Below are 936 nucleotides of genomic sequence, written 5' to 3'. Positions count from 1 at the left end.
TACCGGAAAAAATGGTGAAACAGACTCAAGCCGTATGGAGGAAACTACATCATACTCGAAATTTATCCGATCGCTATATAGCCAATGCCCTGACGCCAGTCAATGAGCTAATAGAGCGTTTTATTTATCGGTTACATCATGAAAGTGATGATATGTTTCGAGTCTCTTATGGGACTAATTTCAATAAAATCAACCGTATAAAGGATAAGGAAATTATTAAGCAGGCGGATAAATTACCTAGTTATTATCAGCTTAAGGGGAATACATTTAAAGCATTAAAAGATTTAGAACATAAACATAAAAAATTGATTGCTCAAGGCTATCCCGATATTACAGGAAATTCACCTAAGCCATTAAAAGATGGTTTTAAAACTTTTCACGATTTAGCGGCAACAGAGTTACCCGCCGGCACTAAACTTGCGCGCGTCATTGATCCGAAAAGCGGTGATAACTCAACATGTTGGATGCGGATCGAGGAGTTTGAAAAATTAACCTCACGCGCAGAGTGGCGTAAAAAATATGCGGTGCTGACGGAATGGAATGGTAATGGCGAATATGTGACCTATATTGTCCCCGAGGGTAAAACATTAAAAGTCTGGGAGGGAAAAGCCGCATCACAACAAATTAAAGATACAGACTATTATATACCTGGCGGAGCGGTACAAATTTTTCTCGATCCTAGACAATTAGAACGTTCATATGTTAGTGGGCGTAAATCAACCAACTGGGGGTATGGCGAAATTAATTATCAAGATAATGGCATCACCTATCTTGGGGTGCCGGAGCTAACCAAAAATATAGGTTATTGGTATAAATAAAGAGGAATAAAACCATGGGCATATTACATCCACAAGAGTGTTATTTACTTGAACAAACCATTACTGTTGACGCATATAAAAAACGGTATGAACACTATAAAAAAGCGATAGAGATTGC

At 38.2% G+C, this 936-nt stretch carries 1 pseudogene; it reads left to right on the top strand.

Annotation, left to right across the window (positions count from 1 at the left end):
* Positions 1–818 (top strand): annotated as a pseudogene (locus O970_RS08725) (hypothetical protein); the annotation flags it as partial.
* Positions 819–936 lie beyond the last annotated feature (118 nt).

Origin of the sequence: Candidatus Schmidhempelia bombi str. Bimp, assembly GCF_000471645.3 — a bacterium.
GTDB classification, from domain to species: domain Bacteria; phylum Pseudomonadota; class Gammaproteobacteria; order Enterobacterales; family Orbaceae; genus Utexia; species Utexia bombi.
This window is presented reverse-complemented; position numbering and strand designations above follow the sequence as displayed.